We start from the raw sequence: 7202 nt of genomic DNA on the forward strand, positions 1-7202 counted from the left end.
TTCAGCTTGGCGGCGCGGTGGGCGCCGGGGGAGCGGGGCAGGTGGTCCGGCCGGACTCGATCTTGACCTTCAGGCCCGGCAGGTTGAACGGGCCGACGATCTCCATCGCGTACACCTTGCCGGTGAGCTGGGTGAACTCGGCGAACGTCGCGTCGGCGCCGAAGCGGTGCTGGCTCGGCGTGGCCTCCAGCGGGTTTTCCACAAAGCTGCCGTCCGGTGCCTTGATGGTGGTGACGTCCTCGCCGGTGATGCCGAACTTCACCACGCCGTCGAGCGTCAGCGTCCCGGCCACCCGCGCGCCGTCCAACTCGACGTTGCGGGCGTCGACCTCCCAGGTCGACAGGTTGCCGTCGCCGCCGGTCAGCTTCAGCGTGTAGTCCTGACCCAGGATCGTCTGGTGCATGGCGATGCACAGCTCGTTGAGCTTGCCCTGCGCGAAGCCGGCGCGGATCAGCCGGATGTCGCGGATCACCACGGTTCCGTCCGCCTGCCGTACTTTCTGTTTGTTGTCCACAACGGACAGTCCGAAGTCGACGCCGTAGAGACCGCTGGTGCTCAGGTCGGCGGTGCCGCTCTGGATGACCACGTGGTGGGCCAGTACCCCGGTGCTCATCCCCATGCCGCACAGCACGACCAGCACCAGCGCGGGCACGCCGAGCAGCGCCGACCGCCCCCACCGCGTCCCGTTCATCAGGCGCCGCCGTTGAGCAGCTGCAGGGTGGACTTCGGCAGGTTGATCGGGTTGTCCCGCTGCCCGGGCTGCGGCTGCGGGTTGTAGGCGGAGATGGCGTAGGCGTTCATCCGCAGCCAGCAGCCGGAGATGTTGAGCCCGATGTTGTCCGGCACCCAGGTCCACGTGATGATGCACGTCCCCCACTGGAACTCGAGGTTCGTCCCCCACACATCGGTCCACATCGCCTGGCCCGCGTTGTTCGTCCCGCCCAGTTCGATCGGACCCGGCGCGGTGATCTGCACGCGGTAGTCGGAGCCGCGGTTCTGGTCGATGAGGATGTCCTTGTCGACCACAAGCTGCTTGAAGCGGTAATGGTTGACCTGCCTCGTGGTCCCGTCCGCGACGGTGATCGTGGTGGTGCCGAGGTCGGTGAAGGACTGGGTGTGCCAGTCGTAGGTGTCGATGAACGAGCTCTCCTTGCCGAAGGCGATCTGGAAAGCCTGTGGCACCACGCAGAAGCCGATGTTGGGGTCGCGCACGCAACCGGCCGCGGCCTCGGCGCGCGGCACCGAGGCGTCGGGGACGAGCGCGGTCGAGAAGAGCACCAGCAGCACCGCGGCCGCCGCCACCCACGCGCGCAGGGGTGCGATCACGACTCGGCCCGTTCGCGCGGCTTCTTCGGCCCCCAGCCGAACACCATGGCCGCGCCGACGATGCCGAGCAGGGTCCCGACCAGGAAGCCGCCGAGGTTCGACGCCACGAAGGCCGCGACCGCGAGGATGCCGCCCATCAGCCCGGCGACGAGCCGCTGCGACGGCGCGAACCACGCCATCAGGCCGAGCATGATCATTCCGCCGCCCAGGACGTAGCCTGAGATGCCGGAAGCGCCGGAGGACAGCGTGACGACGATCGGCGCGATGGTCAGCGACATGATCGTCCAGCCGCCCAGCATCATCCACAGGCCGCCCCAGAACGGCCTGGTGCGGCGGAACGCGGTGAACCAGTGCCAGGCCGCGGCCGACACGGCGAGCACCGGGTTGTCCCGGACCCGGGTCAGCATCCGACGGTCCCGGGTTCGATGGCCAGCTTCAGGCCGGGCAGACCGATGCTGCCGACGAGTTCGATGGTGTACGCGGACGCGTCGAGATTGGCGACGTTCACCGTTCCCGCCTCCAGGCCGAAGTTGCCCGCCGTGCCGCCTTCCAGCCGGGTCGTGCCCATGGTGATGTCGTCGGCCGACTTGCCCAGGTACATGTCGGCGAAGGTGCTGTTGCTGGCGTTGACCGACGTCGCCTCCAGGATCAGGTCGGACGCGTTGATCTCGGCGGTGCCCTCGGGCGTGCCGTTGACCACCTCGCCCGCGGTGATCTTCAGCGTGTAGCTGACGCCTGCGATGCTCTCGTGCACCACACCGCACAGTCCGTCGAGCCGTGCGGACTTGAAGCCCGCCCGGGCCATGCCCTTGCTCGCCCCGGTCGCGCCGTTGTCGATGAGCCGGTCGTGCAGCAGCGCGGCGAAACCGGCGCCCTGCACCTGGTCGGACTTGATCGCGAACGGCTTGTTCACCACCATGAAGTTGGCTGCCAGCAAGCCTTGCGCCATGCCCACGCCGAGCAGCCCCACGACCATGGTCGCCGGGATCGCCAGCAGCGATGAGCGCCCGACCCGGCTGCCCCGGCGCACGTCGTCGGCGGCTTCCTCGCGCATCCGGGCGTTCCATGCCGCCACCGCGGCGAACCGCTTGCCCGCCATCACGCCTGGCCCTGAGCGGTCCGGCGGAACATCCGACGCAGCTTGGGGTGTTCGGGCTTCGGGCCCCAGGCGAAGATCATGCCGCCGCCGATGACGCCGCAGATCATGCCGACACCGAAGCCGCCGAGGTTCGACAGCACCAGCGACGCGACCGCGAAGACCACGCCGAGCAGCCCGGCGAGGTGGCGCTGCGAAGGGACGAACCAGGAGAAGAAGGCGAACATCATCATAGAGCCGCCCAGCACGTAGCCGGACATGCCGCCGACCCCGGCGGCCAGCGTGACCGACATCGGGGCGAGAGTCAGGGAGAGGATCACCCAGCCGCCGAACGCGAGCCAGGCGCCGCCCCAGAACGGGCGGGTGCGGCGGAAGCGGGTGAACGCCGCCCAGCTCCGGGCCAGCCTGCCCGGTGTCTTCGCGATGTCAGCGTGGTCCGGGTGGTCCGCGATCGGTTCGGTCATGGGGAACTCCTGTCGATCTGGTCGGTCCGCACGTGTTGATGGCGGCGGCCGTCCGCCATCAACACGCGGCGGGATCAGGGAACGATGGTGCAGTTCGTCGAACCGGACTCGATGGCCAGTGACAGCCCGGTCAGGTTGATCGTCCCGGCGATGGTCGCCGCGTAGGCCTCAGCGTGCAGGCCGTCGAGGTTCGCGGTGGTCGACTGCAGACCGAAGTTGCCGGGCGTGCCACCGAGCGAGCCGGTGCTGGTGCCCATCTGCACGTCGTCCGCGCTCTTGCCGAGTGCGAGGCCGTTCATCGACGCGTTGGCGTTGACGGACTCGCCGTCGAGCACCAGGTCCTGCGCCGTGATGTCGTTGACCGTGTCGGTCGGGTCGCCCGCCGCGATCTTGAGCGTGAACGGCAGGCCGAGCACGCTCTGGTGGACCGCCGCGCAGAGGCCGTTCAGGTTGGCCGTCTGGAAGCCCGCCCGCGCCACGGCCTGACCGCCCGTGGTGCCGTCGGCGTTGTCCTTCGTGACGTTGTCCATGATCGCGCCGAAACCGTCGCCCGCGAGGGCGGCCGACTCGATCTGGAACGGCTTGCCGTTGACGTTGAACGACGCCGCGAGCAGACCCTGGGCCAGCGCGATGCCGAGCGTCGCCATGGCGATCCCGGCGACGCCCGTGACCGCGGTGAAGCGGCCCCATCTTGTCCTGCCCAGTGTGGTTTCCTGCATCTGACCTCCTGGTTTCGTTGCCCTCCGCAGTCACGCGGAGGACTGCTGGGAAATCACCGCACCACCGGAAATGGGCAGGCCAAATAACACACAGTCACAGCGGAGTGACGACGGCTGCCCTCGCTCGCCGGTACCGCCATCAGCCGTTACCGTGTGTCCCTGATCACCCGGTGGGGGTGAACGAACGGTGCCATTTGTGTTGCGTGGTGACAAGAGCTTCAGTCCGGCGCTGGTCAGAGGTGAGCGTGTTGTGTGACTCTTGGTAACGCGTACTGTGGGTAACGTGCGCTTGATCGACAGCTTGAGGCGGTCTGTAAAGGGGCTGAGTGTCTGCCATTTGGCGGTATCGAGCCGGATTGCCCGCCGGTCGTGGTAACAGAAAGTAATAGGTTACGTATCGGTAACATGCCGTATCCATTCCGCCGAACGCCGTATTTGATACCCGGAATGGAGAACCCAGTGGTCGTTGGCGGTAGACGTGGTCGGGTCGTACGGCGGGTGCTGGGAGCGGTCGCGGCGCTCGCCGCGGTGGCCTTGGTCGGCGTCGTCGTGGCGGTCACCTTCGCCAACCGGGTCGACGGCCAGAGCATGAGCCCGACCCTCGGCGACGGTGACCGGATCTTGCTGGAGCCCTTCTTCGATGTCGCCGATTTGCGCCGGTTCGACATCGTCGCGGCACGGCCCGCCGTGGGCAGGCCGGCGGTGGTGAAGCGGGTGATCGGCCTGCCGGGTGACGCGGTGCGGATCGACATCCGCCCGGACGGCGGCGCTTCGGTGCTGGTGCGCCCGGCGGGCGAAGACGTCTGGTCGGTCGTCGACGCTCCCGTGTGGACGGAGAACTGGCGTGACGCCCGGCTGTGCTGTGCCGCGGACGGGAAGTCCGGAAGCGCGGAGTCCGCTGTGGTGCCGCCGGGTCATCTCTTCATGCTGGGGGACAACCCTTCGCAGTCCGACGACTCCCGTAAGTACGGCTGGGTCCCGATCGGTGAGGTGATCGGAAGGATGGCGTGGCGCCTCTATCCGCTCGATCGCGTCGGTTCACTCGATCCGGGCGCGGACATGCGCCTCGTGCGAGCGCGGTGACCGTCCTGCTCCTGGAAATCGGCTGCCCCCGTGGGCCCGGCCTGTCATGCTCCGGCCCGGAGGTGGGTCCGGTGGAAAGCCCGTCCTGGATGTTCGACCTCGTCGCGGCCGACGAGGAGGTGCGTCGACGCGCGCTGGCCCGGCACCGGGTGTCGGTCGAGGGCGCTTCCGCGGCGCTGCGCTGGTTGGACGCCTTGTGGGCTGAGGCAGGCGCCACTGTCCCCATGAAGCGGCGGCTTGCCGTCGAACTGGATCGCGCCCGCACGGAACATCAAAGGCACTCCGAGCAGACGATCTTCGGTCTGTTGAACGGTTTCGACAGCGAAGACCCACTCGTGCGGACCAGACACATGCTCCTCGCGCTGCTCTATCTGGTTTGGGAGTGCCGCTATCCACAAGAGTGGCGCGCGGAAGTGTCGACCGTGTGCTCGCCGTGGACCTCGAAGGAAGTTCTCCTGCGCGGAATGGTCAGGCGCGGCGTGCCCGACGATGTCAAGCCACCTGACCGATCTGCTCATCGAGGTCCTCGGACGCCCCTACCGGTGCAAGGATTGGATGTACGCCGGGCTGGTGCACCATCTCTGCGGCGAACCATTCACCGCCAAGGTCGAGGCGCTCGGCGACGCGGAGGATCCGCTGACTCGGCTGCGCGCTCAGTTCATCCTGTGGGTGGCCGCGCGGCCCGAGTTGAAGGTTGCGCGGGGCACCTGGCGAACGTGGCTCGCCACCAATATCCGTCCAGGCGCCGCTGAGGTGGTGCTCGGCTGACCGCGCGCCAGGTCGCGTGCCACCTATACGCTTTGCGGATGGCGAAGTACTTCGACGTGCATCCGGACAACCCTCAGCGCCGATCGATCACGCAGATCGTCGACCTTCTGCGCGCCGACGCCCTGATCGCGTACCCCACTGACTCCTGCTACGCCCTCGGCTGCCGGTTGGGGAACAAGGACGGGATCGATCGCATCCGGGAGATCCGCGACCTCGACGATCGCCACCACTTCACCCTGGTGTGTCAGGACTTCTCTCAACTGGGCCAGTTCGCCGAGGTCGGCAACGCGGTCTTCCGGGCGATCAAGGCGTCCACGCCGGGCAGCTACACCTTCATCCTGCCCGCCACCAAGGAAGTCCCGCGCAGGCTGCAGCACGCGAAGAAGAAGACTGTCGGGGTGCGCATCCCCGACCATGTCGTCACCCAGGCGATCGTGGCCGAGCTCGGTGAGCCGCTGCTGTCGAGCACGCTGCTGCTGCCTGACCAGCCCGAGCCGATGACCATGGGTTGGGAGATCAAGGAACGGCTCGACCACGTGGTCGACGCGGTGATCGACTCCGGTGAGTGCGGCACCGTGCCGACGTCGGTCATCGACTTCTCGCAGGGCGAGCCGGAGATCATCCGGGTGGGCGCGGGAGACGTCTCCAGGTTCGAATGATCCTATCGAACACATGTTCGAACACTCTGGTATCCTCGGTGGTGGGGAAAGTCGAGGCCGGGGGGTTGAAGATGATCAAGGTGTATCACCCGTGGCCGGTTCCGGTGCAGGCACTGTGCTATTCGCAGCCGTCGGCGCTGACCGACATGGAGGTGTGGGTCCACCGGGTCCGTGAGCGCGGGCTGGTCGGGTCCGACGTGCGCTTCGCCGTCCGGCGCGAGGACGTGCCAGTGGGGGTGCTGAGCGACGAAGCAGGCACGCGCGAGGTCCGGCCGTCGGCCTACCTGGTGTTCGCGCGCGACGGGTTCGAGGTGGTCGACCGGATGTCGTTCCTCCGGCGCTACCGCGAGCCCTGATCGGTGCAGGATGGACCCATGACCGATATCTACAGCCGCCTGCTGCTCACCGAACGCGACGCCCTGCTGCCCATCCTTCGTCGCACCCCCGATGAGGCTTTCGACCGCCCCACGGTGTGCGACCTGTGGTCGGTCCGCGACGTGATCGCCCACTGCGCGACCGCGCTGACCCGCGTGGCCACCGGCGACCTGCACGACTTCTCGCCCGAGTCCAACCAGGCCGATGTGGACGCTCGGCGCGGCCTGCCGCTCGCGGACGTGATCGCCGAACTGGAGAAGGCCTACGAACTCGGCGCCGCCAGCCCGGAGATCCACCGGGTCGCGCTGGGGGAGTGGGTACACGGCGGCGACATCCGGGAGGCGCTGGGCGAGCCGGACGCGTACTCGTCGGCCGGTGTGGACGATGCGTTGACGATCCTGGCCCAGCGCAGTGTCACCCGGGAGATGCCGCCCACCGACGTCCATCTCACGGACGGCCGGTCGCTGCGGCTGGGCGATCCGGACGCGAGTGCGGAAGGTGTCCTCAAGACCGACGTCGCAGGCCTGTTCCGCATCACCGCGCACCGCAGGCCCGAACTCGCGGAGGCCGAGTTGACCGGCTTGGTGGTCAGCGAGCTGCGAATGTTCTTCTAGGGCAACGGAAAACGCCCGGCGAGGGCACTCGCCGGGCGTTTTCCGTGTTGTGGTGTGTGGGTTAGGTGGTGAGTGTCCAGGTGTCGATGTAGCCGGTG

General features: G+C 67.9%; 11 protein-coding genes. 5 read left to right on the top strand and 6 right to left on the bottom strand.

Annotation, left to right across the window (positions count from 1 at the left end; genetic code table 11):
• Position 1 precedes the first annotated feature (1 nt).
• From GPZ80_RS28340 to GPZ80_RS28365, 6 genes are all read right to left on the bottom strand, one after another.
• Positions 2-691, bottom strand: coding sequence for a DUF6230 family protein (locus tag GPZ80_RS28340; RefSeq protein WP_187224163.1), 690 nt, complete (start codon positions 689-691; stop codon positions 2-4).
• The gene (locus GPZ80_RS28345) at positions 691-1326 is read right to left on the bottom strand and encodes a hypothetical protein (RefSeq protein ID WP_187224164.1); all 636 of its coding nucleotides are present in this window, start codon (positions 1324-1326) and stop codon (positions 691-693) included. The genes GPZ80_RS28340 and GPZ80_RS28345 overlap by 1 nt, the downstream gene beginning before the upstream one ends.
• Entirely contained in the window at positions 1323-1733 is a 411-nt protein-coding gene (locus GPZ80_RS28350; RefSeq protein ID WP_187224165.1) for a DUF6114 domain-containing protein, read from the bottom strand. The genes GPZ80_RS28345 and GPZ80_RS28350 overlap by 4 nt, the downstream gene beginning before the upstream one ends.
• Positions 1727-2425: a DUF6230 family protein gene (locus tag GPZ80_RS28355; RefSeq protein ID WP_187224166.1), complete on the bottom strand. Its 699-nt coding sequence runs from the start codon at positions 2423-2425 to the stop codon at positions 1727-1729. Before GPZ80_RS28355 ends, GPZ80_RS28350 begins: the two co-directional genes overlap by 7 nt.
• On the bottom strand, positions 2425-2886 hold the full coding sequence (locus GPZ80_RS28360; RefSeq protein ID WP_187224167.1) for a DUF6114 domain-containing protein: 462 nt from the start codon (positions 2884-2886) through the stop codon (positions 2425-2427). The genes GPZ80_RS28355 and GPZ80_RS28360 overlap by 1 nt, the downstream gene beginning before the upstream one ends.
• A 74-nt stretch (positions 2887-2960) precedes the next feature.
• The gene (locus tag GPZ80_RS28365) at positions 2961-3605 is read right to left on the bottom strand and encodes a DUF6230 family protein (RefSeq protein ID WP_187224168.1); all 645 of its coding nucleotides are present in this window, start codon (positions 3603-3605) and stop codon (positions 2961-2963) included.
• A 447-nt stretch (positions 3606-4052) separates the two neighbouring features.
• Here GPZ80_RS28365 and lepB point away from each other — a divergent pair, with 447 nt between their 5' ends.
• The 5 genes from lepB (at position 4053) to GPZ80_RS28390 (ending at position 7104) form a co-directional block, all read left to right on the top strand.
• Positions 4053-4688: a signal peptidase I gene (lepB, locus tag GPZ80_RS28370; protein WP_222719988.1), complete on the top strand. Its 636-nt coding sequence runs from the start codon at positions 4053-4055 to the stop codon at positions 4686-4688.
• Positions 4689-5243: 555 nt separating this feature from the next.
• Positions 5244-5456 (top strand): hypothetical protein, encoded by a 213-nt coding sequence (locus tag GPZ80_RS28375; protein WP_187224170.1) that lies wholly within the window; start codon positions 5244-5246, stop codon positions 5454-5456.
• Positions 5457-5494: 38 nt separating this feature from the next.
• Entirely contained in the window at positions 5495-6115 is a 621-nt protein-coding gene (locus GPZ80_RS28380) for an L-threonylcarbamoyladenylate synthase (protein ID WP_187224171.1), read from the top strand.
• 71 nt (positions 6116-6186) lie between these two features.
• Entirely contained in the window at positions 6187-6471 is a 285-nt protein-coding gene (locus GPZ80_RS28385) for a hypothetical protein (RefSeq protein WP_187224172.1), read from the top strand.
• An 18-nt stretch (positions 6472-6489) separates the two neighbouring features.
• Positions 6490-7104, top strand: a complete 615-nt coding sequence (locus GPZ80_RS28390; protein ID WP_187224173.1) for a maleylpyruvate isomerase family mycothiol-dependent enzyme — start codon at positions 6490-6492, stop codon at positions 7102-7104.
• Positions 7105-7202 lie beyond the last annotated feature (98 nt).

Source organism: Actinokineospora xionganensis, from assembly GCF_014323725.1.
GTDB lineage: Bacteria > Actinomycetota > Actinomycetes > Mycobacteriales > Pseudonocardiaceae > Actinokineospora > Actinokineospora xionganensis.

What these genes read in the sequence shown, in the direction of transcription:
- GPZ80_RS28350 (WP_187224165.1), bottom strand. Translation starts at nt 1,733, where the DNA reads ATGCTGACCCGGGTCCGGGACAACCCGGTGCTCGCCGTGTCGGCCGCG.
- GPZ80_RS28360 (WP_187224167.1), bottom strand. Translation starts at nt 2,886, where the DNA reads ATGACCGAACCGATCGCGGACCACCCGGACCACGCTGACATCGCGAAG.
- GPZ80_RS28355 (WP_187224166.1), bottom strand. Translation starts at nt 2,425, where the DNA reads ATGGCGGGCAAGCGGTTCGCCGCGGTGGCGGCATGGAACGCCCGGATG.
- GPZ80_RS28365 (WP_187224168.1), bottom strand. Translation starts at nt 3,605, where the DNA reads ATGCAGGAAACCACACTGGGCAGGACAAGATGGGGCCGCTTCACCGCG.
- GPZ80_RS28375 (WP_187224170.1), top strand. Translation starts at nt 5,244, where the DNA reads ATGTACGCCGGGCTGGTGCACCATCTCTGCGGCGAACCATTCACCGCC.
- GPZ80_RS28340 (WP_187224163.1), bottom strand. Translation starts at nt 691, where the DNA reads ATGAACGGGACGCGGTGGGGGCGGTCGGCGCTGCTCGGCGTGCCCGCG.
- lepB (WP_222719988.1), top strand. Translation starts at nt 4,053, where the DNA reads ATGGAGAACCCAGTGGTCGTTGGCGGTAGACGTGGTCGGGTCGTACGG.
- GPZ80_RS28380 (WP_187224171.1), top strand. Translation starts at nt 5,495, where the DNA reads ATGGCGAAGTACTTCGACGTGCATCCGGACAACCCTCAGCGCCGATCG.
- GPZ80_RS28390 (WP_187224173.1), top strand. Translation starts at nt 6,490, where the DNA reads ATGACCGATATCTACAGCCGCCTGCTGCTCACCGAACGCGACGCCCTG.
- GPZ80_RS28385 (WP_187224172.1), top strand. Translation starts at nt 6,187, where the DNA reads ATGATCAAGGTGTATCACCCGTGGCCGGTTCCGGTGCAGGCACTGTGC.